This window comes from Cytobacillus purgationiresistens (genome assembly GCF_030813235.1).
Lineage (GTDB): Bacteria > Bacillota > Bacilli > Bacillales > Cytobacillaceae > Cytobacillus > Cytobacillus purgationiresistens.
Genome location: NZ_JAUSUB010000001.1, coordinates 355,514 through 379,910, shown reverse-complemented (window position 1 = coordinate 379,910; position 24,397 = coordinate 355,514). Strand labels below are relative to the sequence as shown.

Genomic DNA, 24,397 nt, shown 5'->3' with positions numbered 1-24,397 from the left:
CCTTCCTCATGCTTTAATTTGCATTTTAACCTTTTCCATATATTCTGCCGCCAATCTCGTAATCTCTTGATAATTTCCATCTCTGGCAGGCCTAATCAAATTACCGCCAACTCCCACTGCGATACTGCCGTTATCGAACCATTCATGAATATTGTCCAAGCTGACGCCTCCAGTCGGCATCAGGTTGATATCAGGAAGCGGTCCTTTAATCGCTTTTACATAATTCGGACCGTATGCACTGCCAGGAAATAATTTGATAATTTCCACACCGTGCGATATCGCCTTCACCATTTCCGTTATCGTTTCACATCCAGCCATATAAGGAATTTGATAGAGATGACATATTTTAACAATTTCCTCATCAAAGGCAGGGCTCACGATAAATTGCGCCCCGGCGAGGATAGCAATCCTTGCTGTGACCGAATCGAGCACCGTGCCAGCCCCTACTGTTAAGTGAGGATGACTCTGAGTTAATATTGTAATTGCCTCATCCGCATGCGGGACAGTGAATGTCATTTCTATATTGGAAATGCCTCCATTCATGCAGGCTTCCGAGATGCGGATGGCCTGTTCGACTGTATCGGCTCTAACAACTGCAACTATCGGTGACTTTGTTATGTTTTGCAGTACACGAAGCTTCTTCATCGTGTAACCACCTCCCTTCTTATTTCATTTCTATAATCGGGAACTTATCCATATCTTCATATGTATAATTTTCGCCGGCCATTGCCCAAATAAATGTATAACTGCTTGTTGCCGCTCCGCAGTGAATTGACCATGGGGGAGATAGGACGGCCTGCTCATTCTGCATAATTAAATGTCGTGTTTCTTGTGGTTCCCCCATCATATGAAATAAAATCTCATCCTTAGGTAAATCAAAGTACAGATAGACCTCAACACGGCGGTCGTGCACATGAGGCGGCATTGAGTTCCAGACGCTTCCTGATTCAAGCTCAGTCATGCCCATGCAAAGCTGACAGCTTTGAATTCCATTTTGATGAATCATACGCCGGATTTTTCGTTTATTAGCTTTCTCCTGTTCCCCCATCTCGTCTCCCGGAACATCCTTGAACGCAACATGCTGGATTGGATACCCTCTATGAGCAGGAGCGGAAGCAAGATAGTATTTTGCATGTTCAGTAGCTGAATTACTCGCGAAACTGATTTGCTTTGAGCCAAGTCCGATATAGAGGCAATCGCGATTGTCCATTTCATATTCATCGCCGTCAACTGTTATTTTTCCTGGACCTCCAATGTTGAACACTCCGAGCTCTCGCCTTTCCAGGAAGTAATCTGCCTTAATCACATCGCTTCCCTTTAGTTTCACTTCAGTCTCCACCGGGGTGATGCCGCCAATGATAATCCGGTCATCCAAAGAGTAACAAAGCGATACTTTATCAGGGATGAAGAGATTTTCTAACAAGAAATTCTGTCGTAATTCCTCAGTGTCGAACTGTTTCACTTGGGTCGGATGAACCGAGTAGCGTTTATCAATTTTCATAAATCATTCCTCCTGATAAAACGGTTTATCAGTATAAATAGATGATTATTGCGTTACTACACTTAAAATATATAGAATATTATAAATTTAGTCAAACTTTTTCACTAACTACAGCTTATTCAATCTAGTAATCCCCCTATATATCAAGGCTTTTTAATGCTGTTCTCTTAAAAAAAACAAATTTTCAAAAAACTCGTTGTAAAAAACCGGTTTATATGATAATCTAATTTTCAATAACATAGAAAGCGCTTTCTATGTTATTTTTTTACTAAACCAATTTACATCATTTGGAGGAATCATTTATGAACACATTGGATGTTGTAACCTTTGGAGAACCGATGGTGATGTTCTACGCGAATCACCCGGGTCCCCTTCATACCGCTACTTCTTTTTCAAGAGCCTTGGCTGGTGCCGAATCCAATGTAGCTTGTGGAATCTCACGTCTTGACTTACGAGTAGGCTACGTCACTAAATTAGGAAATGACAGTTTCGGAAAGTTCATTATCCAAGCCTTGGAGCATGAACAAGTTCATACAAAAGGCATTTCCCTGTCGGACACCCATTCAACCGGGATGCTCGTAAAGTCAAAAGTTTTAGAGGGTGACCCTGAAGTGGAATATTTCAGAAAAAATTCAGCCGCCTCCACCTTAAGTATGAACGATTTCTCTGAAACCTACTTCAGCGAAGCAAGGCACCTTCATGCGACTGGCATCCCTTCTGCCCTATCGAGAGATTGCCATCATTTCACACTTACAGCCATGAACTATATGAAAAAACTTGGTAAATCTATTTCTTTTGATCCAAATTTACGTCCAGGTTTGTGGAAAGATGAGAAAACGATGATTGATACCGTGAATCAGCTTGCTTATTTGAGTGATCTGTTCTTGCCAGGGTTATCCGAGGCGCAAACATTGACAGGTCTCTCGAACCCCCATGAAATCGCGGAATTTTATTTATCAAAGGGTATACAGACGATCGTCATTAAACTTGGCCCGGAAGGAGCATTTTATAAAACTGGTCAAGAAGAAGGCTATGTTCTAGGATTCAAACCTGATCAGGTCATTGATACGGTCGGTGCCGGAGATGGCTTTGCGGTCGGGGTTATTTCCAGCTTTCTTGAAGGAAAACCAATTGGAGAAGCAGTAACATGTGGAAATGCAATTGGGGCACTCCAAGTGATGTCACCTGGTGACATGGATGGCATGCCCAACCGTGAAAGCCTCGAGCAGTTCATGCAAATGCAGCAAAAGAAAGACAGATCTGAACTCCCAACTAGATTGTCATAAGAAATCTAAAATAATTGAGCTGAATAGGAGAGATTCATGATGCGAATCAAAGCTGGCATTGAAAAAATCCCTGGCGGTATGATGGTAGTTCCATTATTCCTTGGAGCCTTACTTAACACGCTTGCACCAGATACTGCTACATACTTTGGAGGCTTCACCGGGGCCATGCTGACAGGTACATCCGCCATTCTTGCTGTCTTTTTCTTTTGCGTCGGTGCGACAATCGACGTGAAACAATCGGGGTACATTGCTAAAAAAGGAATGACCCTTCTGGTTGGTAAAGTTGTTTTCGCCGCGCTTCTCGGTTACGGGGCAGCACTATTTCTACCCGCAGATGGAATCCAGTCTGGGCTTTTCGCAGGTTTATCTGTCTTAGTCATCATTGCTGCCTTTAATGAAACGAACGGTGGATTATATACCGCATTAATGACAAAACTTGGACGAACTGAAGATGCAGCGGCATTCCCTTTTATCAGCATCGAAAGTGGTCCGTTCTTCACAATGATCATCCTTGGTGTAGGCGGACTGGCCACATTTCCTTGGCAGACAATCGTCTCTACTCTTATTCCATTTGCGGTCGGAATGATTATTGGTAACATCGATAAGGAGATGAGATCATTCCTAGGGCAGGCTGTTCCTGTTTTGATTCCGTTCTTCGCCTTAGCTCTTGGTTTTGGGCTTGATTTTGGAATGATTGTTCGATCAGGATTTATGGGAATTTTGATGGGGGTAGCTGTCGTGTTCTTATCAGGCGGAGTGTTGTACCTAATGGACCGTTATATCACCGGATCTGATGGAGTTGCCGGTGTTGCCGCATCTTCAACAGCCGGGGCAGCAGTCGCAGTACCATTTATCATCGCTGAACTAAACCCGCAATTTGCGCCTGTTGCTGAATCAGCCACAGCTATTATCGCAACAAGTGTTTTAGTAACTGCATTATTAACACCCGTACTAACTATGTGGATTGCCAAAGTTCAAATAAAACGTGGCATCCCTCAGAGAAAAATTCAGAAAGGCTCTTCGATTAACCATTCTGACCAAGCCAAAATAACATCATAAACCATTATCAGGTATAAATAAACATTTATCACAGGAAAAGGAACTGTCCCAAGGATTCCTATAGGACCTTCCTTTTCCTATCTTACCAAAAAGTTTTCTTGTGGATTTATTATTTTAATAAAGAATCAATTCAAATATTCACTTGCTGTAGCCTTTATCAATATTATGGATGAGAACAGTTAACCCTTTTCATCACTAGAAGAATTAAAAATTTCTTCTTTCAGTTCGATTAACCGTTCTATATGTTCAGTTAAATTCTTTTCCTCTTCAATTGATAATTCAAGCTCCTCCAGGTCTTCAGTTATTTGTTTAGCTTTCTCTAATTCTCCTAAAGTGTTAAATACATCTATTTGAAGTACTCTTGCTTTATAATAAAGTTCGTTAGGTATATTTTCACTATGTTTGCCAAAAGCTGCTTCCATTAGGTTTCTAGCAGCACGAAAATCTTCTTTTGAGTAAGCAAAACGATAAGATTGTTTATATAATTTCTCAAATTTCGTTTGGAGTTTTTTTAGCATTTCCTCTTCTTCTTGCATTAATGATGTTGAATCTCCTAAGACTTCCCCTATTATAAGAGTATTTCCGCTAGGATCATTTATATTGACCCTTCGATCTTCAGCAGTACGGTTCAATCTAGAAATACTAGGCAATCCTTTTACAGGAATTTTTCCATAGTGTTTTTTTAAGTTCTTTTTTAATGTCGTAAAAACTTCCTCAATATTAGGCACGTAAATATAACATCCACCTCGACCTTCTTCAGCATGTAAGTTTTTTACTCCGTAAAAACTTAATTCTGTAAAGTTACTTTTAACAGTCGCAAAGCGATATGGACTTTTTTGATAATACACAATTTCAAATCCAAGAGCGGTATAGAACTCCAAATGCGCATCGTAATTTTCGTAACTACAGTCAAAAATAGGTACAGTTCGATTTTGATTCATTTCCTTCAATTCTTGATTATTCATATGCTTTCATCCTTTCAAATTGGATAGAAAGTAATTATAACCAACTACAAAAATCATTTCCTATTATTTTTTATGGTAAAATAATACATTAAGCAAATAAATTGTTTTCAGAAAGAATCTTTTATAATAACTGCCCCTTTAGAACTGAAAAGTGCGACCTTTCATAATGTAGGTCGCACCTGAGATTGTAATCAACATATATATCTGAATGAAACTATGAAGAATTAGTATTCTTAATTAGCACTATCACAAAGATTAACTATGGAGGTATTGCATGATAACAGTTCTATCAAGGAAAAATAGATTATTCAGCCGGACGATTTGGGCCATATAATTTTTTGTCATATGTGTAGGGCTCTTTATTCAGCTGTTCCTTTTGTGTTGATTGTTGTTCTTTTTTCTGATGCTTCATTTTACGATTTGACATATTCATTCCTCCTCGATTATTACGAATTATTTTTGCTAGAAAAAAAATAAATATACATTTCGAAAGAGAATTATGCGTATAAACAAGTTATTGTTCATTTCATCACCACTTTTACCTCTCGTTTAAAATAAGAAAAAGCAATCCTCATCTAAAAGAATTGCTCCAATCCATTTCATATATTGGTGTTTTTCACCATTATAAATCTTGTGAAAGACGTACCATATCTATGACTTGTATACCATTTTCAAAGATCTGCTCATCATAATGCCTGAGAAAGAAATCTCGATCGATTGAAGTCATTCTAAACCCGCATTTTTGATATAACGCTAATTGAATGACACCTGAATTACCTGTGCCAATTTCTATTGTTTTATAGCCTTGCTGCTTTGCCATTTCAATTGCATGTAGTACGAGCTGCTTCCCGAAACCATTTCCATGATAGTCTTCATTAACAGCAACATTGACTATTTCCACTGTTTCTGGTCGAGTAACTATAAGCACGTATGTACCTATGACAACCCCATCATTCTCCAAGATATAGCATTGACCTCTTGAGACATATTCTCTTACCAGCTTTTCCGATGGATCTGCTAACAATAATAAATCTAAGGGTAATGTTTCATTTTTATTTAATACGCGAATATTCATTTGAACACCTCTGTTTCTAAAATAGTATTATCATATATTCTATCTATTAGATTTGCAAGGAGTTCTATATATAATCAGATAATGGATATTCCCAAGAGGAAGAACGAACGTTCGTATCCTTTCGTTTCCCTGGGGACTCTCCTTCCAAACTGCCCAGAGCGGTCTATTGCTTCAACTATGTCAATAACTACTTAACAGCCTTTTTAACTTGTCAACATAGTAAATCACTTTTAGCAGAATACTAATAAAACCCTAGCATGAAAACATGCCAGAGTTCTATTGAAGTTAAAATCTATTAATCAATTACGTCAAAGGCCTTGAGAAATGTAGTCTGCAAAAGACATTCGATGAAATAAAAATGATAGTTACACAGTTTTTTGCTGTTTATTAATCGTCTAAAAACAATACTAAATCCCTAACCCTACTGAGAATAAGATAACAGCCAGAACTACTGTTATTATGGGTACGACAACTGTAACTACTCCAAAAGCAGGGTAGGCATCTTTATGTGTTTCACCTGCAATAGATCTGATCGTTGTAACAGCATATCCTCCATGTGGTAAAGAATCCAGCGTACCGGATGATAGAGATACTGTTCTGTGAAGTGCTTCTGCGTTCACGCCCATATCTAAATAATGAGGGGCGAGAATAGGTAAAGCAATTGTTTGGCCACCAGAAGAAGAGCCGGTTAGTCCTGCGATAACCATAACTGCCAGCGCACCACCGATTAATGGTGATCCAGGAATACTAGTCATAAAATCGACTGCGGTAGCAAAGGCTGGGGTAATCTTAGCCACTCCACCAAATCCAACCACTGCAGCCGTATTCCCGATGGCAATCAATGCGCCTAATGTTCCATCACTGACTGCATCCCAAAAATTTCTGAAGTATTTCCTATTTAATAGCCATGTGGCAAGAATGCCACTAATTAAAGCAAGGATTAAAGCGGATTGAGCTAGCGAGTCATGAAAAATAAATGCTACTGCAAGAACGGCCAACAAAGGAACTAAACTTAGTATTGGATTTGGTAAATTTGTCCTTACCTCAGTGTTATCTGTATCTCTTTCTACGAAATGCTCACCCTTCTTAACGGATCTGTTAATCATTTGCATAAGCAGCCAATAGCCAACAATTAACATAAAGATAGAAGTAATGATACTGACTTCCCATCCTGCATATGGGCTTGTCCCAAGAAATGGAATTGGAATCCAATTTTGTATTTCAGGTGAGCCTGCTGAGGTCATCGTAAACGTCGTAGACCCAAATGCTAAGGCAGCTGGTATAAACCTTCTAGGAAGATTTGCTTCCTTAAATAAACTGACTGCCATTGGGAAAACTGCAAAAGCTACAACGAATAAGCTAACTCCGCCATAGGTTAAAACAGCACAGGCAAGGACAATAGCAAGGACCGCATGTTTCATGCCAATTTTTGAAACAATCCAATGTGATACGCTTTCTGCTGCTCCGCTATCCTCCATTACCTTTCCAAAAATCGCTCCTGCTAAGAACATCAAATACCATGATGTAATGAAACCAGCAAAGCCATCCATATAGCCAGTAATGAAGTCCACTTCACCCTTAGCAGCAAACTGTGGGAATATAGGTACCCCGTTCAGCACCGCTACAAACAGTGCCGAAAGTGGAGCAACAATGAGCAAATTCATACCTCTCATGACAAGAACGGTCAATAATATTAAGCCACCAATTAAGCCCAACATGCTTAACATAAAAGCCACCTACTTTTATAGTTTAGAAAGGGAATCTGTTCCCCTTATGCTTTGTTGCCGTACTTACGTACACGGAGCAGCGCTTGTTCAGCGTGACCTGCAAAATTCTCTAATTGACAAAGTCTAGCTGCATATTCACCAATAAAAGCACTTTGTTCTTCAGATGTAACTTTTTGATAGGTAACAGTTTTGAGGAATTTTCCGACCCAAAGACCGCCTGTGTATCTCGCAGCCCCTTTAGTAGGCAATGTATGGTTTGTACCAATCACTTTATCTCCGTAAGCAACATTGGTTTCAGGCCCTAAGAAAAGACAGCCATAATTGGTCATGTTTTCTAAGAAAAAATCAGGATTTTTAGTTAGGATCTCAACATGCTCAAAAGCAAGTCTATCTGCTTCTTTTAAAGCCTCTTGTTCGTCCTCCACTAAAATAATTTGTCCATAGTCGTTCCATGAAACGCTAGCTACATCAGCGGTTGGTAAAACCTTTAATTGTCTTTCAATCTCTTTTACTGTTTCTTCAGCAATTACTTTAGAAGTTGTAATTAAAGCCCCAGGTGATGTTGGACCATGTTCACCCTGCCCTAACAGATCTGTTGCGATCATTTCCGGATCACTCGTTTCGTCAGCAACTACCAATGTTTCTGTAGGACCAGCGAATAAATCAATACCTACGCGACCATAAAGTTGGCGTTTCGCTTCTGCAACAAAAGCATTACCAGGTCCGACAATCATATCTACTGACTCAATCGTTTCGGTACCGATAGCCATCCCCGCCATCGCTTGGATACCGCCAAGGATATAAATCTCATCAGCTCCAGCCGTGTGCATAGCATAAACTGTTGCAGCTGGTATTTCACCATTAATAGGCGGTGTACAAGCAATAACCCTTTTAACACCAGCGACTTTAGCGGTTAAAACACTCATATGAGCGGAAGCAACCATCGGATAACGTCCACCTGGGATATAACAACCAACACTGTTCACTGGAATATTTTTATGTCCCAGTATTACACCAGGCATGGTTTCGACCTCGATATCTTTCATAGACTGTCTTTGTTCTTCAGCAAATCTTCTAATATTGTTTTGTGCGAATTCAATATCTTCAACAGTTTGTTTTGGAATGGAAGCACAGATCCTTTCGATTTGTTCTTCAGTTAACTTAAAACGATCCGGACTCCATTTATCGAATTTCTCAGATAATTCTCTGAGTGCGCTATCTCCTTCATCCTCAACTTTTTTAATAGTAGAACGAACGATTTCCGAAACTTTTGCATCGTCTTTTTGGATGTCTTCAACTACTTTACCTTGCTTTAAAAATGTTGCCATTTAATAACTCTCCTTTTTTGCATACGTATGCAAAAGTATAGAAAAAAATCCATACGTATGTAAATGATTAATAGATTAAAATACTTGTATGAAACAGTTTTGCATACGTATGCAAAACTGTTTCTGATTTAGATATTAAATGAAGCGTTTACAATTGTCAATGTAATTTTCTCACTATTCCCACTCGCTCTGATATTCGATCTTTTCAAGGCCTATTGGGCAGATGATTTTTAACCTTATTTTATTTTCCTTTTACTATGATTGCAAAAAAGGCGTATTTTCCAGTTTATACGCCTTTTCAGTTAAAATATCTCGTTCTACTTTATTTAGTTGTTTTTCTATGAATAAAATGGCCCTTTACTTTTACAGCTTTAGGCTCGTCATCATTTGAATTTAAGGTCAAGAGATTAATGGTTTCATCGACCATCTCTTCTACTGGCTGTACCCATGTAGACAGTGAATAATTTGGCCATGCTGCCATTTTTATGTTATCAAATCCTATTACAATAGTTTCATCAGGTACTGAAATTTTTCGGTCCTTTAATGCATCTAGTGCACCTAAAGCTGTAATATCATTTGCACCAAAAATAGCATCAGGCTTATACCCAGATTGTATTAAATTTTTTGTTAATTCAAAGGATTTTTCATATGTATAATCACTTTCTAAAATTGTCACAACTATTCCCTTACTGATTAAAAAGTCAACAAATCCTTTTTGCCGATCTTGGCTTGTCGACGTATTTATTTTACCAGTAATAAAAACAATCTCTTTATATCCTTTTTCAAAAACATATTTTGCAATGCTGCCAGCTGCATCAATATTGTCACAGCTAACAGAATGGCACTGGAGACTTTTATCATTTCTATTAAATAAGATTACAGGTATTCTATTATGCTTAAGCTTCGATACGATCTTTGAGGAGAGAAGTGCATCAGTTACTATGATTCCTTCTACATTATATTCTAAAAAATGATTGATTTCTTCTTGTTGAATTTCTTCATTTTCTGTATATACAAAAAGGACAGAATATCCCATTGCTTTCAATTTTTTTGTAAATATGCCCAATACTTCATGATAAAAGGGATTTTGAATATCCTTCATAGCCAGACCAACCATATTGGTTTTCTTTGTAATTAGTCCTCTAGCCAATGCATTAGGTTGATAGTTAAGTTCTTCAGCAACTTGAAGTACTTTTTTTCTTGTTTTTTCTGACACACTTGCTCCAGGTGTAAAAACCCTTGAAACCGTTGATTGTGATACATTAGCTAACTTCGCAACTTCCATTGCAGATATAATATTTTTCTCCACATTTTTACTCCTAACCCGTAACTTTCAATATACACTTTAGTTTATATTACTATACTTTTCAAGTAATGGTAAGCAACTTCCATTCCAGATGTTTTATTTTCAACAAAATAATAATGATTAGCTACAAAGTTGCTCCTAAAGCATGCCAAAAAAGCCTAATCTCCCACTTGATAAGCAGAAATTAGACTTTATTTTACATCTTAGTCACGATAACCGAGTTGTATAAGGGACAAAGCTTCAGTTGTTTGATTGGTGTAGCTCCTGGGTTTGATTCTGTTGTTTCAGACTCAAATCCATCACAAATATATAATCCTATCGCTTTAAGACTCCAGGTTTGAGTTGAAATGTACATCACATAATCCTCCTCAATCTCCACCATTCGTCTAACACCTTCAGCAATGATTGCATGCTTACTATCACGATCGTTTATATTGATATGAAAAATACTTCTAAACCATTGAAGTTTCTTTTCTAATCGCTTGTGTAAGTATATCTGGTTTTCTACCTCTCGAAGGGTTTAGCCTATTGACTGTTATTCTATACTTGAGAATTTGGCGATATCCTCTCTGTTTCCTATAATAACTAAAAAATCTCCTTTATGAATAATCTGATCTGGAGAAGGAGATATGATGATATCACCTTCTCTAACAACGGCAATGGCACTTACATTATATTTGGCACGAATGTCAAGTTCCCGTAGGTTTTTTTCAGCCATTTTTGAAGGGATCATAATCTCCTCAATATTGTATTCTTTTGAAAGCTCAATGTAGTTCAGCATATTAGGTGATAATAGCTGATTGGCAACCCGTTCGCCCATATCTCTTTCAGGATAGATAATCAAATCAGTGCCTATTTTGTCTAAAACCTGCCCATGCCGTTTGTCTAGAGCCTTAGCAATGATTTTTTTTACACCTAAGTCTTTAAGAAGCATTACGGTTAATATGCTGGCTTGCATATCATTCCCAATGGCTACAATTACACAGTCAAAATTGCGAATCCCTATGGATGAAATTGCTTTTTCTTCTGTGGTATCTGCCACCACTGCATGTGTCACATATAATTCAGCAGCTTCCACTCGTTCTTCATTCACATCAATTCCCAGAACCTCTTGCCCAGCCTCATGTAATCTTCGCGCAATACTTGTTCCAAATCTTCCTAGACCAATTACTGCATATTGTCTAATGACCATTTCTAAATCTACTCCCTGCCTATTTATTTAACCAATCATTATATTTCCTTTTGGATGATGGAAAGCTTCCTTTTTACGTCTTTTCGTAATGGCAAAGCCAATGGTTAAAGGACCTAGTCTTCCTGCAAACATTGTGAAAATAATAAGTACACGTCCAATGGGAGAGAGCTCTGGTGTTAACCCCATGGATAGACCGACAGTACCAAACGCAGAAGTTGCTTCAAAGAGATACACAATAAAGTCATGTCCCTTTTCTGTAATGCTCAGCAAAAAGGTAATGATTATAACAATTAATAACCCACTCATAACAACAGTAAGTGCTTTTAATATCGTTTCAATGGGAACTCGGCGTCTAAATAAAACAACATCTTCATTTCCTTTAAATTGGGCCCAGACGGTTGCGATTAAAACAGCGAAGGTAGTAATTTTAATTCCTCCAGCTGTTGATCCTGAACCAGCTCCGATAAACATAAGGAAAATTGTCAGGAATAAAGTTGAATGTGTTAAATCTGCAATTGGCAAAGTATTTGAACCGGCAGTTCTTGGAGTGACCCCCTGAAATAATGCTCCTAAAAATTTGCCAGTATTAGATAAAGGACCTAACGTTTGATCATTCCCATATTCAAATAGCAAGATTAAGATAGTTCCCCCTACTGTTAAAATGAGGGTTGTAATCAAAACGATTTTGGTATGCACAGATAACCGTCTTGTTTTGCGGTATTCAAAAAGCTCATTCATAACAATAAAACCTATTCCACCCAATATGATAAGAGAACAAATGGTTAAAACAACAATTGGATCTTCGACATAAGGGGTTAGACTCCTGAATTCTCCCATTAGATCAAAGCCCGCATTATTGAAGTTGGATATAGCGTGGAAAAAACCAAAATAGATGGCTTTCCCAACTGGCATATCGAACGAAAAACGAATCGCTAAAATGGTGCCGCCAAGAATCTCAATCACTGCAGTGAATATTAATATTCTTTTCACTAATTTTACAATGCCTGCAAGAGAGAAATTATTGAATGCCTCCTTTAGCAGCAGCCTTTCTTTTAATGAGATTTTTTTACCTAACAGTAAAAATAAAAAAGTCGCAAATGTCATAAATCCCAGTCCACCGATTTGAATGAGTGATATAATAACCAACTCACCAAACATGGAAAATGTGTCACCAGTATCAACAACGACAAGCCCTGTAACACATGTAGCAGATGTGGCTGTAAATAAAGCATCTAAAAACGAGAGACCATTTCCATCCTCTGTAGAAATCGGAAGAGTCAATAATAAAGCTCCTATCAGAATGACAGCAGCAAAGCCCAATACAAGAATTTTTGGAGGATCAAGATAATCTTTTGTTTTTTTATGGTTATCTCCTAATTGACTAAAGTCGATTTTTAACAAATTGAGCTAAATATTTGACCTTCAGTTTAATATTTGAAAAAAACCTTGTAACTTTAACCCGTAATGAGCTATTCTCGATCAATTAAGGATTCCAAGCGTACCTATGACAATTTACAAGTAATTTTAAAAAGTTCTCCTCGATAAACGTAGCGCCTAGCAAGCTAATACGCTCTCTTTTTTATTCTGTCTTGCAAGCAACCTTGCCGTTTAGATAAAAGAAAAAGCCCCTTATAACTGGCTGCTAATTTGTTTCATCCACAACAAAAAAGCCCCCTGAAATAAGGCGGTCTTATGACCTCCTTCGCTTTAGCCGACGAAGTTAGCTGACGGGTAGGATGGCGAAAGAGTCTTTCATCCCTTCTGCAAATGCAGAATTAACCCCAAAATAATGGGTCCTCCGTTCTCAATTACTGAGATTTGGCCGTTATTTAGTTTGTGATTTATGTAGAATATTCTACGCCTGCATTGTAATCTTTGTAAATCCCTTACAAGTAAGAAATATGTTCGAAATCAATCATATTCATACAAATTCAGCGATTTTCATTACGAAATCACTGTTATCCACAATAATACTCTGTTTTTTTAAGTAATACTTAATTTTGTAAATAAATTTTAATTTCATTGACAAGAGCTTACATAGGACATTGGAATATCTCCATACATGTCTGATACGTGATGCTTGTTAGTTCCAGCATGAGGGAGTAGCCGGTTTCAATTCTATCACTTTTTGCCTGGCTTCCCGGTATCGTGTTAATGTTGGAGTAGCCACATCTTCAATTCGAAATACAACTTCTTCCTCTTGGTGGTCGCCCGTTTCAAACCAACTAGTGTCTTAGGATTCAATCTTCGTGGGGGGTGAGAGCGTGAATGAAGTCCTGAATCGTCTGCTCGCCCTGTTTCGAAATCCTGGTAATCTCTCTCATCAGCAAAGCCTCCGAATCTTGAATTACTTTAGCGGTCATATGTGCGGGATTACGAACGGCAGTTTAGATTAGCATCCATAAGAAACAACCCAAGTTGAATTATGCTAAAATGTAGTTAATGTATAATGTAGATATCCCTCATGAACAAAGGAGAACTGAAAATGAGAAAACTCGTTCTATTTCTGCACGCATCGCTTGACGGTTTTGTAGAAGGGCCGAACGGTGAAATGGACATTGGCTGGGTTTCCTACGATGCTGATTTGGAGAAACACGCGAAAGAAATTCTGAGTACTGCCGACACTGTCATTTGGGGACGTGGGACTTATCAGATGATGCACAGTTACTGGCCATCTGTGCCTTCGAACCCATCAGCTTCGCAGCATGAACGGAATCATGCCGAGTGGATCGAAAAGACAGCCAAAATCGTTTTTTCCACGACGCTGGAGAAAGTCGAATGGAACAATTCCAGACTGGTGAAAGAAGATGTCGAGGAAGAGTTCAAGAACCTCAAACAGCAGTCAGGCAAGGATATGGTCATCCTCGGCAGTCCTAGGTTCGCACACTACCTTATGCAGCTTGATTTAATAGATGAGTATAAAATTACGGTTTCTCCCGTCCTGATCGGCAGCGGGTTGCCGTTATTCCAAGGTCTCAGGGAGAAGATCAATCTTAAACTTATCGAAAACAAGACATTTGATTCTGGAGCCATAGGCCTCGTTTACCAGACGGTTAGATGACCTTGTCTCCTAAAGTAGATTACGCTAACGGATTACGTTAGCACAATAAAAGCAGCGGCAGTCTAGGTCTTTCGAGTTCCTAGTCCGTCACTGCTTTTTTTACGAGTCAGTCTAATTCAATTTGTCGGGTGATCGTGTCGTTTGAGCTTAGAGTAAGGAGAAACGCCAAGTCGGACGCAATTCAGGGCTTTGCGTATATTTTCGTTAAAATGTTGGGCGGTACCCCATAGCCATCAAGCTAAGAAAATAAATGCCCCCAAAATGAAAATTTTAGTTATTAGCTAAACAAAGCTCAGATTTTTTCACTTTGGGGGATATAAAAATATGAACTTGATGGGCATGTGGCGGTACCCCTAATAGAAAGGGTAAATAGATTATTAAGCAAACGATGCGCAATAGTGGAATTATTGCGCCTGTTCTTTTTTGAATTGGGCTTTTGAGCAATCGAGAATAGATTATTGCTAGTCGTATCTGATAAACTTAAGAAAACATAAGATAGGAGGAGAATACATGAAAAAAGCAATAAATAATAACCAATTACCAAAAATTGTGTCTCGTGACGAATGGCTTGTGGCTCGCAAAGAACTTCTTGCCAAAGAGAAAGAAGCCACCCGTGCGCGTGACGCACTGAATGCTGAACGCCGCCGACTGCCGATGGTCGAGATTAACAAGGATTACGTTTTCGAGGGCTCGAATGGTAAGGTAAGTTTAATTGACCTGTTCGATGGTCGCCGTCAGCTTATCGTCGGCCACTTTATGTTCCATCCTAGCTGGGAACAGGGCTGCCCGAGCTGCTCGGCCGGAGCCGATGAAATTTCGAACAACCACCTCAAGAACCTGTATGCCCGTGACACATCTTTTGTCTATATTTCCCGTGCGCCGCTGCCCAAGATCGATGCATACAAAGCTCTCAAGGGCTGGAGCTTCCCCTGGTACTCCTCGTACGGCAGTGACTTCAACTACGACTTTCACGTCACGCTGGACGAATCATTCACTCCTGTCGTGTACAATTACCGTACCAAGACTGAACACGAACAGGCGGGCACGTCCGTTTACGTGAAGGGTAAGCAACCAATAGAGGGGCCCGGCCGAAGCTGCTTTCTGCGTGACGGCGATAGGGTCTTTCACACCTACTCTGTTTATGCTCGTGGACTTGAGCAGGTTGGTGGCTCGTACTACTTCCTCGATGAGACGGCACTCGGCCGGCAAGAAGATTGGGAGGAACCGAAAGGTCGTACAGGCAACCCTCGCGGTGCAGTTCCTAATTTCGAGGATTGAATCGCAATACCAGCTAATATCAGAAATGACTGTTCCGGAATCGAGGCGCAATTGTGGAATATAACTTTATTTTACCCCCATCCAAAACAGGACGGGGGTATTTGTGTTGGAAGTATTTAACTTAAACTACTAATTTTCACCTTGACATTTCCTTATTGCGGATGGTGTCAGCTACGCTGGTTCTCCCCCTAAGTAAGGAAAGGGCTTTCCCACAGAGTCTATTTAAATATATAACTACCTATAATTATTGCTATGATAATAATTAGCATTATTCCAGGACTTCCAAAAAGAGCTCTATCAAAGAGATCATTCTTGTTATCATTTTTTTTCATAATTGGAACACCCTTCCTGAAAAGTAGTAAAAAGTATTTACTTTTCCTTTATTTTCATGATAAATTAAATTATGATAATATTTTACAAAAAATTCTCACAATTGTAAAAGGTGGAAAAGGGGGATATTTTATGAAAAAGAGTTTAGTAGGACTAGTTTTATTAGTTAGTGTAATTTTATCTGGCTTTACCACAATAAAAGTTTCTGATCAGAATTCAAATACTACGAAGAAAAATCATTTGAGGAATCATATCAAGATGCAGTAAATGGAGTTTCTGATATATCTTTAGATCATATCAATGTTTCGAATGAAATGAGTGCATTCACATTAGATTCAAATGATGCTGAGGATCTAAAAATTACGGAATATACGACTGCACAAATTTTAGAAGAAAGTGATACAGAACAATTAATCGCTGTGACTGTATTTAATTATGACCTTCCCATACGTTCTTTTCAGTTACTTCAAACCACATCTCTTTTCTGGCTTGTTCTTTTATTAATACAATATTTGTTGCATTAATAGATTCTTTTTCTTCATTCATTTTGTTAGTAGGTAATCGAAGTTCTAAGAATCGCTGTAAAGCCTCTTCACTGATTTTCCATCCTTCCTTACGAGAATTAGATGCCTCCCCTTCCAAAGCTCCCTCTCGTAGCCATCTGCGCACTGATTCTATGTTAGTCGTAATTTTATTATCTTTTAAAACTGCGAAAACCTCATTGACTCCATACATTTTCATCAAATATTACTCCTTTCCAACACAACAATTGTTTTATTAAATATATATCTTATACAACATTTGTTGCATTAAAACATTAGATTAATATCAAAAGTCAATTATTAGCATTTGAAAACAAACGTATGTTCTTATATACTTTTAATAAATGAGTGGAAGGTAGGTATGAAGATCGAGGCCTTATAAAATGGCAGCCTGCATTTTTTATGACGGAACAAAAAACTATACTCAATAACTTTTACAGTGAGGATAAAAAACAAGAAAAACCTATGATTGATGAACATGCACAAGAGCAAATGGGTATACTCATAATAGATTCACTTTACTATACACTGCCGGTAATTATCACCATTTGGAGAAGTGGCCAGTTCTATAAAATTACTGGCATCGTTAATAAAGTTGACTATCTAATGAAATACATAATTTTTGAAAGCGACTCAAATAATCGCATTAATATTGATGATATAACCAATGTAGAAAGAGATTAATAACATGACCAGGATACCTGAAATTGATCGAGATATTATAGAGCAAGCAATGTATTTACCTATGGTTGTTGTCATATTAGAACGTGATAGACAAATAATCGAAAAAGCACATTTAAAATTAAACACGCCTTATCTTAATTTAATGGAAGAGACCATTAAAGCTGTAAGACATGATTTAAAGATTGTGAAAGAAAAAATGAGAAGTGGTCATATGACAGTACATGAGATAAGTAGAGACAAAGATTTCACAAATTATTTATTCATCTATAAAGGGTACGAGGAACAGCATAATTATTTTAATCCAAGAATCCGTAACAAAGTAAATGAATTGCTTGAGTATTATCTGTATAAACGATTTCTTGCTTAATAAGAGTGCAACCCAATTAGGCTGCACTCTTATTTTTCTTTTGCTTATTTAAGGTCCTAACTAGTTGGTTGAATAAGAATTTTGGTTTATGGTCTAAAGTTTAATAAGGATAAAAATTCTTCTGTATCGCTTTTGAATGTAAAGAAATGCACTTTATTTTTATCGTCAAAAACCATTAAACAAGGAGCATCTTGTTCAGGAAAAATAATTATCACTTCAACAACAAGATCATTGAGCCATTGGTTCTCTACATTAACTACGGGTTCTAGGGGAATTTTTATCATAAACCCTTTGTTTGGAATAGGTCTAAATTTTGAATTAACGCCCGTTATTCCTACAAGAAACTTTTTTACCTCTTTCTGTAAATTTATATCCGACGGTACTTTCATAATAACTTCGTTTTTTTTTATATCGTATATTTCTATATATTGATTAGTCTCGGCTGGAACAATTTTCGGGAAAAGTCCAAGGATAATAATTGCTATTAACGATTTTTTAATCACTTAACCACCTCAAATTTATTATCCCCTGAAAAACAAGTTTGTTTACCTAATAAATTAAAGATCCAACTTGGTAATTTTTTAATTAATTGAGGCTCAATTAACTAGCCAAAAGAAAGAAAAGAAAGGGTTTCTATCAAAGATTTTCGGATGAACTAGGCCAAAATCAATCCCTTACCATTAGTGGGGAACCCAAAATCCTCACAACTGGTTACAGACGCTACCCCTACGAAAAATAAGTGTCCAAAGTCGAAAATTCGGAAATATTCTTTGTATGTAAAGTTTTTCATCACCAAGCTGAATGTATGATAAGTGTAAGAATCGCACATTCAAAAGGCCGCCAATTGACGGCCTTCTTATGGCGCTAACGTATCCGTTAGTAAGCGAACTCCATATATTTTTCTTTTTCGCGTATGTTTGAATTAAAGTGTGACAATAATTGGACCATTTTTAGTAAGGATAATCGTATGTTCCAATTGAGCTACATAGCTTTTTTCTGTGGCATAGGTCAAACCGTCTTCTTTTAGGAATGCTTCTTCTTCAAAGGTTGAGATAAATGGTTCGAATGCGATAACCATCCCTTCCTTTAATATTTCATTATCCCATGGATCATAATAATTACAAATATGGTCAGGTGCTTCGTGTATTCTACGTCCAACACCATGTCCTGTAAGGTTTTTGATAACAGTGAATCCATGCTGTCTCGCTGTTTCGAATACTGCTTTTCCGATTCTACTTTTTTTGGAACCGGGTTTTGCTTTCTTAAGACCTTCTTCAAATGCCTTTTTAGTAACGTCGCATATTTTGGTTAATACTGCTTCTCCTTCGCCTACTACAAACGAGATTCCTGTATCTGCGAAATAACCGTTTTTGGAACCAGAAACATCTATATTTACTAAATCTCCTTCATGAATAACCCGAGGACCCGGAATACCATGTGCCACTTCTTCATTAACACTAATGCAAGTATAGCCAGGAAAATCATATTCACCTTTTGGGGCTGAAACTGCACCTGCTTTCTCTAAAAACTCTCCGGCTATATCGTCCAGTTCTTTGGTCGTTATGCCAGGAATTGTTCTTTGTACCAATTCATCTCTAATGGAGGCAACAATTTTGCCAATTTCCTTCAAACCATTAAAATCTTCTTCTGTTTTTGCAACCATTTTTCTTCACCTCATTTTTTTTCATAGACTCTGCAATTAATTCCTTCTATGCCATAACATCTGCCACCAGATTTTCTTAATCATAACATTCAAAAGCCTTGATTGTATCATACTTTTCCACTTGAATTTGAATGTATGATAATGTGAAGATCGAACGTTCAAAGGATTTTTAATTTAAGGATTAATTGTTCACTACATTTAAATATATTCTAAACAAAAAAGGAGGTGATTTAATCACCTCCTTCACTAAATATTACCATCTAAAAATATTATAGTTTACTTTTTATATAAGGGATGCAGCCAACATTTTGACATAAAACCCACGTTAAGACAATTTTTGGAATGAAAAAGCCGATTTCTTATAGGGGTCTCACCACATACCCATCAAGCTAAGAGAAAGAATTACCCCTAATACGTTTCGGAGATATTTCAATAGTTGGTAGTAGGCAACACAAGGACATTTAAGATTTTTTTACAAAACAAGAGTGGCAAACTGATTGCTCCAAAGGTATTAAATTGGCTGCACCTATCAACTGACAGCCAATAAGTATAGATTCGTTTAATTCCAGCTATAATGTTAAAAAAGTGAGGTTACACTATGTTCACTGCAATTATTGCAAAATTACTGCGTCTCCTCCCCAATCAAGCAAAAAAAACACCTATGATTCCCCTGCAGCAAGTAAAAATGAAAAAAATGTGGTAGTTGAGACATCTGTTCAACGTACTAATCTATCTTTATATTATCCTTTGGAAGCAAAACAAGAAAAGCTCCCTGTCTACATCAACTTCCATGGTGGAGCGTTCATAATGAATGAAAAGGAGATGGATGATCCTTATTGCCGCTTCTTGGCCAATCAGGCAGAATGTGTGGTTCTTAAATTAGAGTAGTTGCTTTTATATGGTTTATTCAGAACTCTATCCTTCTTTCTTAAAGATAATACCCATTTCCTTTAATTTAATTTGTAAAGGATTTATAATATTCCCGAAATATGAATTATCTTCTAAGGTAATAGTATTATCATCTTTAAAAGTGAATACATATTCTGATTTTTCGCCTTCCTTAGCTTTAAAATAGGTAACTGCTGAAAGTTCATCCCATGTATACTTTTTTTTCTCGGTTGAAAAGATTGGAGAATATGAAATTGAATCATTCGCGAAAATGATATAGGATTGAGAGCCAATATAAAATGGAATGATACTCAATAAAATACACAATATGCTTAAAAGAATTGATTTTTTCTTAATATCTAAGATAAAGAGAATAAACAGCGATAAAAATATTAAAAAGAATCCTACCGCATATACCACAAAATTTCCCTTCGGAACAAATACTTGCCAAACACCCGAAGTATGATGAACAATATCAGCGATTATTTGTGGTATAAATAGTAATAAAATAAGTGAAAAAATGGCAGTAGCTATACAGAGTACTAAAAAAACTTGTCTCGGCTCATAATTTTTAGTCATTTTACTCCCCCTCCAGATCTCAAATAAACTTCAATACTCTATACAGATTTACCCTTGCTTTCCACTCGTTTTAGGCCCACTATTTTCTTTTGTTTCATTAAAACGATGCTTCCAATGATCTTGAGCACGATTGTTGATACTAAAAGCGTCACACTGCCTGTTAAAAAGGTGATATCTGGATTGTTTATCAATGTAGAAATTTCCCCGTTTATGACTTTAGAAACATTTAAATAGGTAAATGGTGATAGATGTGCATGTTTAGTTAATACCTCTGAGCTTACCATGTATCCTGCGACTGCTACAATCAGTAACAAAGAAAATACACTAAATTGATTGTTGATAAATAATGAACAAAAATGGGCTAATGTAATTAGAAATATTAAGACGATGAGATATAGGACAACACATTTTATTAAATACTCCCCTAACGGAATAAAATGAAAGCCCATTCCTTGTGAAATGTGACCGGTGTAATTTTCAGTGCTGGCTAAACTTGTGCTATCATAAACCAATATTGGATACTTCCAATCTCCGAAACGATTGAAAATTGTCCCAATTAAAAGAACGATAGTGAAAATTCCAATACTGCTTATCAAGGCCACAGTTGTGGCCATAAACCATTTTCCATGAAAGAGATGCCTAATAGTTAGAGGCTCTGTTAACAAGAATCGAATGGGCGGCTTTTTTCCCTTTTCGCTTGCCACCCCTCCACCTACTAAGAAAAGGCATAGAATCATTAGAATAAAATAGAAATGGTGCTGAAAATATAGGTAAAGTACGAACATTCCGCTGCTATCTACTCTTCGATTCGCTCCCTCCCAATTTTTTTGCCCACCTTTATCCTCACTCCAATGGTGGGAGATCGTTGTCACAAATTCCCCAGTGAACACAGGTCGAACATTATGTTCCATCAGCCATTGCTTCTCTGCTATACTAGCGTCAAGGGACATTTTCCCAATACTACGGACTCTGTCATAGGTTACTATTCCAGTATCAAATTCCTGATTGTTCAATCGATTTACAAATAGCTGGTATTCATAGAATGGTAGCCAATTTTCCTTCTGATATGCTGAAAAGGCAAGTTTAGCCCTATTCACCTCTTCATCAATTAAAGTAATTGCTTTTTTTGTTTCCGTGACCTGCCAATCAATATCCATATATGGATTACTTTCTCCACTTTCTTTCATTTCTTGGTAGGAAGTAAGCTGTTCTTTTAAAATTGGTAAGAAATCATTCTTTTCTTCTAGATTCTCTAACATATGTAAATAAGCGACTTCTTTTTCCTTTGCCTCTTGATAAATCAGAAAATATCCAAATGCTAATAAGAATAAGAGCAACACACATACTTGTCCTAATAACCCTTTTCGATATATCTTCCGCCATTCAAATGTCATTAAATTCCATAAGGTGGATTTTCGTCTTTGGATGTTGCCTTGTTTAAATGGTTTCTCTACTGCTTTCCCTTGAAAAAAATTAATTTCTTTCTCAGGTAAATACACAGCAAATGTGCTCAGGAGAATACTCCAAAGGATGCTTGAAAGGAAATAAAGGAAAACACCACTTTCTGATGTGTCTATCAAAAGATCCGAAAAACGGAAAAATTGAAATGGATTAAAAATGTTTTGCCATCCGACATACACATCTGTCAACATAAACCCAAGAAAGATAGTTGTCATAACAAGTATTAAAGCACTAAATGAATTTTTCAGCCACGCGCTGTACAATAAAATTAGACTATATGCAAAGATGCTTGCACAGATAAAAAGGATGGTTCCTTTCAATAAATAACGAAAAGTTGAGATTACAGTAAAATGATCGCCTATCTCAATGATTAGTGGATAAGATAGATTAAGAGCGTAATCACCTAAAAGGAGAGGAACTATCAGCCCTATAATAGCTACTAGGAGTATGAAAACAAAGAGCATAATAATCAAGCTCATATATTTTGATCCGTATCTTTTCCATTTAGAGATAGGTTGTGTCTTCAGCGTCAACCATGTGTTCTGTTCTCGTTCTCCTGTAATCGTTGTCCCGAAGAAAAGCAATAAGATGATAACCCCCAAGACGCTAAATAACCATTCAGTTGTATGTTTTAAAACAAGTGCTGGAGATAATGGATAGCTTTCATCGTCATAAGCAAGCCCATTTGTAACCATCCATTCATTTTTCTGTATAGCTTTCTCTCTTTCATCTCCTTGCAAGGCTTTGAAATGACCTCCATTTTTCTCATATTGTTCTATATATGTCCAAAACTCCTTTTCCTTTGAAGGAATGGAAGCCCACTGTTCATTATTAATCGCTACCTTCCAAACGGCTAATGTACTGCCGATATCACTTATAGCCATTAGCTGTTCTGTCTGGCTTTCATCTAGTTGATCCTCTCTCTCAATAGCTCTCAGCTCTCCTTGAGTGTGACTTATCTCAACTATGAAAGGTGTTATTTTTTCAGTAGCCCGTTCAGCCTTCGTCTTTTGTTCAGAAGCATTTTGCCCATATATCCCTGCTGTGCACATCATTACAATGATAAAAATCCAGATTAGCTTCTTTTGTCGCCATATTTTCTTTATTTCAAACTGTAATAATTTCTTCATGCATGACCTTTCTGACCGAATATTTTTTGATAACGGTCTTCAGACCCTAACGTCTTTTTCTCAATATCTTGAATGTTGACCTCCTCCTTACTTAACAATCTAATAATTTCGCTTAAATAAGTGCTAGTATTTTGTAACAAAAGCTTTTCGCCCTCAAGCTTTACTGATATTTTTTCAGCCAATATGATTTCTTGTGCTTTAATATAGTCATCTACTGTTAACTCATAATAAACTCTTTCATTTTGTGGAATGTTTTCTTTAATGATTTTACCATCTTTTAAAAATATAATATGTCGGGTAATCAAATCAATTTCAGATAGGTTATGGGAGGATATGATAATGGCTGTGCCTTCTTGTAATAATGCTAACAGCAAATTACGCACTTTAATCGCGCTGGTCGGATCAAGGCCGTTCAAAGGTTCATCCAGTAATAATAATTTCGGCTTATTTAATATCGCCATCGTCAGGAGAAGATGCTGCTTCATGCCTAATGAGTATTTGCCTACCTTTTTATGTAAGTAGCTTGTCATGCCAATCCGCTCCACTGCTTCATAAATTTCTTCCTTGGTAATATTTTGAATATCACCAATAAACTGCAGGTGATCATAGCCGGTTAAATAATCGTATAAAACTGAATTATCCTGCATAAAAGCAATTTCTCTGAAAATGTTAGGATCTTTGTTCGATTTATTTAAAATCATTACCTCCCCTTGATCAGTAGCTACTAGATTCGTAATGATGCTGAGTAAGGTGGATTTCCCCGAACCATTTGGACCAATTAAAGCAATAATGTTAGGTTCATTGATTTCAAATGAAATGCCTGTTAATATTTTCTCTTTTCCATATGACTTATGGACTTGATTTACTGATAAAATCATGACAGCCCCTCCAATGGATGATAAATAATAATAAATATTATGTAAGGTTAAATTTTAAAGCTCTTAATTTCCATAGTATGAAATTAAGAGCTTTTAG

25 protein-coding genes and 1 riboswitch are annotated in these 24,397 nt (G+C 37.2%); of the genes, 8 read left to right on the top strand and 17 right to left on the bottom strand.

Going from position 1 to position 24,397, the window contains the following annotated elements:
• Nucleotides 1–6 precede the first annotated feature (6 nt).
• Together J2S17_RS01995 and kduI are read right to left on the bottom strand one after the other, a co-directional pair.
• Entirely contained in the window at nt 7–645 is a 639-nt protein-coding gene (locus tag J2S17_RS01995) for a bifunctional 2-keto-4-hydroxyglutarate aldolase/2-keto-3-deoxy-6-phosphogluconate aldolase (RefSeq protein WP_307471381.1), read from the bottom strand.
• Between the two features lie 19 nt (nt 646–664).
• Nucleotides 665–1,495 (bottom strand): 5-dehydro-4-deoxy-D-glucuronate isomerase, encoded by an 831-nt coding sequence (gene kduI / locus J2S17_RS01990; RefSeq protein ID WP_307471582.1) that lies wholly within the window; start codon nt 1,493–1,495, stop codon nt 665–667.
• A gap of 308 nt (nt 1,496–1,803) precedes the next feature.
• Here kduI and J2S17_RS01985 point away from each other — a divergent pair, with 308 nt between their 5' ends.
• Nucleotides 1,804–2,787 (top strand): sugar kinase, encoded by a 984-nt coding sequence (locus tag J2S17_RS01985; protein ID WP_307471380.1) that lies wholly within the window; start codon nt 1,804–1,806, stop codon nt 2,785–2,787.
• A gap of 39 nt (nt 2,788–2,826) precedes the next feature.
• Complete coding sequence (locus J2S17_RS01980; protein WP_307471580.1) at nt 2,827–3,846, top strand: 2-keto-3-deoxygluconate permease; 1,020 nt, start codon at nt 2,827–2,829, stop codon at nt 3,844–3,846.
• Between the two features lie 179 nt (nt 3,847–4,025).
• Here J2S17_RS01980 and J2S17_RS01975 read toward each other — a convergent pair whose 3' ends face one another.
• The 9 genes from J2S17_RS01975 to J2S17_RS01935 all read right to left on the bottom strand — a co-directional run bounded on the left by J2S17_RS01975 (nt 4,026) and on the right by J2S17_RS01935 (nt 12,840).
• Nucleotides 4,026–4,811 carry a DUF8817 family protein gene (locus J2S17_RS01975; protein ID WP_307471378.1) on the bottom strand — a complete coding sequence of 262 codons (786 nt, stop codon included), beginning with the start codon at nt 4,809–4,811 and terminating at the stop codon, nt 4,026–4,028.
• Nucleotides 4,812–5,115: 304 nt separating this feature from the next.
• Nucleotides 5,116–5,238 (bottom strand): hypothetical protein, encoded by a 123-nt coding sequence (locus J2S17_RS01970; protein WP_307471377.1) that lies wholly within the window; start codon nt 5,236–5,238, stop codon nt 5,116–5,118.
• A gap of 195 nt (nt 5,239–5,433) precedes the next feature.
• Nucleotides 5,434–5,886 (bottom strand): GNAT family N-acetyltransferase, encoded by a 453-nt coding sequence (locus J2S17_RS01965; protein ID WP_307471375.1) that lies wholly within the window; start codon nt 5,884–5,886, stop codon nt 5,434–5,436.
• Nucleotides 5,887–6,293: 407 nt separating this feature from the next.
• A complete protein-coding gene (locus J2S17_RS01960; RefSeq protein WP_307471373.1) occupies nt 6,294–7,613 on the bottom strand; it encodes a GntP family permease in 1,320 nt (439 codons plus the stop codon).
• 44 nt (nt 7,614–7,657) lie between these two features.
• Entirely contained in the window at nt 7,658–8,941 is a 1,284-nt protein-coding gene (gene hisD / locus J2S17_RS01955; protein ID WP_307471372.1) for a histidinol dehydrogenase, read from the bottom strand.
• A 322-nt stretch (nt 8,942–9,263) separates the two neighbouring features.
• Nucleotides 9,264–10,250, bottom strand: coding sequence for a LacI family DNA-binding transcriptional regulator (locus tag J2S17_RS01950; RefSeq protein ID WP_307471370.1), 987 nt, complete (start codon nt 10,248–10,250; stop codon nt 9,264–9,266).
• Between the two features lie 193 nt (nt 10,251–10,443).
• Nucleotides 10,444–10,602, bottom strand: a complete 159-nt coding sequence (locus J2S17_RS01945) for a hypothetical protein (protein WP_307471367.1) — start codon at nt 10,600–10,602, stop codon at nt 10,444–10,446.
• Between the two features lie 180 nt (nt 10,603–10,782).
• Nucleotides 10,783–11,439, bottom strand: coding sequence for a potassium channel family protein (locus J2S17_RS01940; protein ID WP_307471365.1), 657 nt, complete (start codon nt 11,437–11,439; stop codon nt 10,783–10,785).
• A gap of 27 nt (nt 11,440–11,466) precedes the next feature.
• Nucleotides 11,467–12,840, bottom strand: coding sequence for a TrkH family potassium uptake protein (locus tag J2S17_RS01935; protein WP_307471363.1), 1,374 nt, complete (start codon nt 12,838–12,840; stop codon nt 11,467–11,469).
• A 293-nt stretch (nt 12,841–13,133) separates the two neighbouring features.
• A riboswitch (cyclic di-AMP (ydaO/yuaA leader) is annotated at nt 13,134–13,273 on the bottom strand.
• Nucleotides 13,274–13,703: 430 nt separating this feature from the next.
• On the opposite strand from J2S17_RS01935, the gene J2S17_RS01930 reads away from it, so the two are divergent.
• The 3 genes from J2S17_RS01930 (at nt 13,704) to J2S17_RS01920 (ending at nt 15,778) form a co-directional block, all read left to right on the top strand.
• On the top strand, nt 13,704–13,835 hold the full coding sequence (locus tag J2S17_RS01930) for a hypothetical protein (protein ID WP_307471361.1): 132 nt from the start codon (nt 13,704–13,706) through the stop codon (nt 13,833–13,835).
• Nucleotides 13,836–13,924: 89 nt separating this feature from the next.
• On the top strand, nt 13,925–14,500 hold the full coding sequence (locus J2S17_RS01925) for a dihydrofolate reductase family protein (RefSeq protein WP_307471360.1): 576 nt from the start codon (nt 13,925–13,927) through the stop codon (nt 14,498–14,500).
• Between the two features lie 510 nt (nt 14,501–15,010).
• A complete protein-coding gene (locus J2S17_RS01920) occupies nt 15,011–15,778 on the top strand; it encodes a DUF899 domain-containing protein (protein ID WP_307471358.1) in 768 nt (255 codons plus the stop codon).
• A 759-nt stretch (nt 15,779–16,537) separates the two neighbouring features.
• On the opposite strand, the gene J2S17_RS01915 is transcribed toward J2S17_RS01920, so the two are convergent.
• Nucleotides 16,538–16,849 carry a hypothetical protein gene (locus J2S17_RS01915; RefSeq protein WP_307471356.1) on the bottom strand — a complete coding sequence of 104 codons (312 nt, stop codon included), beginning with the start codon at nt 16,847–16,849 and terminating at the stop codon, nt 16,538–16,540.
• A gap of 203 nt (nt 16,850–17,052) precedes the next feature.
• Between J2S17_RS01915 and J2S17_RS01910 the strand changes: the two genes are divergently transcribed.
• Both J2S17_RS01910 and J2S17_RS01905 read left to right on the top strand, forming a co-directional pair.
• Nucleotides 17,053–17,334, top strand: a complete 282-nt coding sequence (locus J2S17_RS01910) for a YolD-like family protein (protein ID WP_307471354.1) — start codon at nt 17,053–17,055, stop codon at nt 17,332–17,334.
• 4 nt (nt 17,335–17,338) lie between these two features.
• Nucleotides 17,339–17,701, top strand: coding sequence for a YhjD family protein (locus J2S17_RS01905; protein ID WP_307471352.1), 363 nt, complete (start codon nt 17,339–17,341; stop codon nt 17,699–17,701).
• 86 nt (nt 17,702–17,787) lie between these two features.
• Here J2S17_RS01905 and J2S17_RS01900 read toward each other — a convergent pair whose 3' ends face one another.
• Together J2S17_RS01900 and map are read right to left on the bottom strand one after the other, a co-directional pair.
• Nucleotides 17,788–18,204: a hypothetical protein gene (locus J2S17_RS01900; RefSeq protein WP_307471350.1), complete on the bottom strand. Its 417-nt coding sequence runs from the start codon at nt 18,202–18,204 to the stop codon at nt 17,788–17,790.
• A gap of 419 nt (nt 18,205–18,623) precedes the next feature.
• Nucleotides 18,624–19,364, bottom strand: a complete 741-nt coding sequence (gene map / locus J2S17_RS01895) for a type I methionyl aminopeptidase (RefSeq protein ID WP_307471349.1) — start codon at nt 19,362–19,364, stop codon at nt 18,624–18,626.
• 747 nt (nt 19,365–20,111) lie between these two features.
• On the opposite strand from map, the gene J2S17_RS01890 reads away from it, so the two are divergent.
• On the top strand, nt 20,112–20,252 hold the full coding sequence (locus J2S17_RS01890; RefSeq protein WP_307471347.1) for an alpha/beta hydrolase: 141 nt from the start codon (nt 20,112–20,114) through the stop codon (nt 20,250–20,252).
• 27 nt (nt 20,253–20,279) lie between these two features.
• On the opposite strand, the gene J2S17_RS01885 is transcribed toward J2S17_RS01890, so the two are convergent.
• Genes J2S17_RS01885 through J2S17_RS01875 form a run of 3 tightly spaced genes read right to left on the bottom strand, consistent with a single transcriptional unit; the run spans nt 20,280 to nt 24,300 of the window.
• Complete coding sequence (locus J2S17_RS01885) at nt 20,280–20,831, bottom strand: hypothetical protein (RefSeq protein ID WP_307471345.1); 552 nt, start codon at nt 20,829–20,831, stop codon at nt 20,280–20,282.
• A gap of 38 nt (nt 20,832–20,869) precedes the next feature.
• On the bottom strand, nt 20,870–23,422 hold the full coding sequence (locus J2S17_RS01880) for an ABC transporter permease (RefSeq protein ID WP_307471343.1): 2,553 nt from the start codon (nt 23,420–23,422) through the stop codon (nt 20,870–20,872).
• Nucleotides 23,419–24,300: an ABC transporter ATP-binding protein gene (locus tag J2S17_RS01875; protein WP_307471342.1), complete on the bottom strand. Its 882-nt coding sequence runs from the start codon at nt 24,298–24,300 to the stop codon at nt 23,419–23,421. Before J2S17_RS01875 ends, J2S17_RS01880 begins: the two co-directional genes overlap by 4 nt.
• Nucleotides 24,301–24,397: the final 97 nt, after the last annotated feature.

What these genes read in the sequence shown, in the direction of transcription:
- J2S17_RS01995 (WP_307471381.1), bottom strand. Translation starts at nt 645, where the DNA reads ATGAAGAAGCTTCGTGTACTGCAAAACATAACAAAGTCACCGATAGTT.
- J2S17_RS01985 (WP_307471380.1), top strand. Translation starts at nt 1,804, where the DNA reads ATGAACACATTGGATGTTGTAACCTTTGGAGAACCGATGGTGATGTTC.
- J2S17_RS01980 (WP_307471580.1), top strand. Translation starts at nt 2,827, where the DNA reads ATGCGAATCAAAGCTGGCATTGAAAAAATCCCTGGCGGTATGATGGTA.
- J2S17_RS01975 (WP_307471378.1), bottom strand. Translation starts at nt 4,811, where the DNA reads ATGAATAATCAAGAATTGAAGGAAATGAATCAAAATCGAACTGTACCT.
- J2S17_RS01970 (WP_307471377.1), bottom strand. Translation starts at nt 5,238, where the DNA reads ATGTCAAATCGTAAAATGAAGCATCAGAAAAAAGAACAACAATCAACA.
- J2S17_RS01965 (WP_307471375.1), bottom strand. Translation starts at nt 5,886, where the DNA reads ATGAATATTCGCGTATTAAATAAAAATGAAACATTACCCTTAGATTTA.
- J2S17_RS01960 (WP_307471373.1), bottom strand. Translation starts at nt 7,613, where the DNA reads ATGTTAAGCATGTTGGGCTTAATTGGTGGCTTAATATTATTGACCGTT.
- hisD (WP_307471372.1), bottom strand. Translation starts at nt 8,941, where the DNA reads ATGGCAACATTTTTAAAGCAAGGTAAAGTAGTTGAAGACATCCAAAAA.
- J2S17_RS01945 (WP_307471367.1), bottom strand. Translation starts at nt 10,602, where the DNA reads ATGTACATTTCAACTCAAACCTGGAGTCTTAAAGCGATAGGATTATAT.
- J2S17_RS01940 (WP_307471365.1), bottom strand. Translation starts at nt 11,439, where the DNA reads ATGGTCATTAGACAATATGCAGTAATTGGTCTAGGAAGATTTGGAACA.
- J2S17_RS01925 (WP_307471360.1), top strand. Translation starts at nt 13,925, where the DNA reads ATGAGAAAACTCGTTCTATTTCTGCACGCATCGCTTGACGGTTTTGTA.
- J2S17_RS01920 (WP_307471358.1), top strand. Translation starts at nt 15,011, where the DNA reads ATGAAAAAAGCAATAAATAATAACCAATTACCAAAAATTGTGTCTCGT.
- J2S17_RS01915 (WP_307471356.1), bottom strand. Translation starts at nt 16,849, where the DNA reads ATGAAAATGTATGGAGTCAATGAGGTTTTCGCAGTTTTAAAAGATAAT.
- J2S17_RS01910 (WP_307471354.1), top strand. Translation starts at nt 17,053, where the DNA reads ATGACGGAACAAAAAACTATACTCAATAACTTTTACAGTGAGGATAAA.
- J2S17_RS01905 (WP_307471352.1), top strand. Translation starts at nt 17,339, where the DNA reads ATGACCAGGATACCTGAAATTGATCGAGATATTATAGAGCAAGCAATG.
- map (WP_307471349.1), bottom strand. Translation starts at nt 19,364, where the DNA reads ATGGTTGCAAAAACAGAAGAAGATTTTAATGGTTTGAAGGAAATTGGC.
- J2S17_RS01885 (WP_307471345.1), bottom strand. Translation starts at nt 20,831, where the DNA reads ATGACTAAAAATTATGAGCCGAGACAAGTTTTTTTAGTACTCTGTATA.
- J2S17_RS01880 (WP_307471343.1), bottom strand. Translation starts at nt 23,422, where the DNA reads ATGAAGAAATTATTACAGTTTGAAATAAAGAAAATATGGCGACAAAAG.
- J2S17_RS01875 (WP_307471342.1), bottom strand. Translation starts at nt 24,300, where the DNA reads ATGATTTTATCAGTAAATCAAGTCCATAAGTCATATGGAAAAGAGAAA.